Source organism: Caballeronia humi (assembly GCF_001544475.1).
GTDB classification, from domain to species: Bacteria; Pseudomonadota; Gammaproteobacteria; order Burkholderiales; family Burkholderiaceae; genus Caballeronia; species Caballeronia humi.
The window spans coordinates 1-587 of the sequence record NZ_FCNW02000251.1 but is presented as its reverse complement, the minus strand read 5'-3'; the positions used below and the strand labels follow the sequence as shown (position 1 = coordinate 587).

The 587-nt window shown below is 61.5% G+C and carries 1 protein-coding gene; it reads left to right on the top strand.

Annotation, left to right across the window (positions count from 1 at the left end; translation table 11 throughout):
• Positions 1-587, top strand: a 587-nt coding sequence (locus AWB65_RS35285) for a 2-aminoethylphosphonate--pyruvate transaminase (RefSeq protein WP_087671291.1), incomplete at both ends; no start/stop codon positions are given.

Here is a 587-nt window from a genome sequence, read left to right as displayed (position 1 = left end):
TACGGCAAGCGCTTTCTGATCGATTCGATGAGCGCATTCGGCGCCATCCCGCTCGACGCCCGCGCCGTGCATGCCGACGCGATCACGGCATCGTCGAACAAATGCATCGAAGGCGTGCCGGGGCTGGGGTTCGTGATTTGCCGACGCGCGGCGCTCGAAGCGTCTCAAGGCAACGCGACCACGCTGGTTCTCGACCTGCACGATCAATGGTCGAATTTCGAAAAGACCGGCCAGTACCGCTTCACGCCGCCGACGCATGTAATCGTCGCGCTGCATCAGGCGCTTGAAGAATTCGACGCGGAAGGCGGTGTGGAAGGGCGCGGCGGGCGGTATCGGAACAATTGCCGCGTTCTCATCGAAGGCATGACGGCACTCGGTTTCAAGCCTTTACTCGAAGCCGGGTTGCAGGCGCCGATCATCGTCACGTTCCACATGCTCGATGACGAACGCTTCGATTTCCAGCGCTTCTACGACGGCCTGAAGGAACGCGGTTTCGTCATCTATCCGGGCAAGCTGACGGTCGCCGATTCATTTCGAATCGGCTGCATTGGCCGGATCGGCGAGCGCGAGATGCGCGGCGCGCTCGA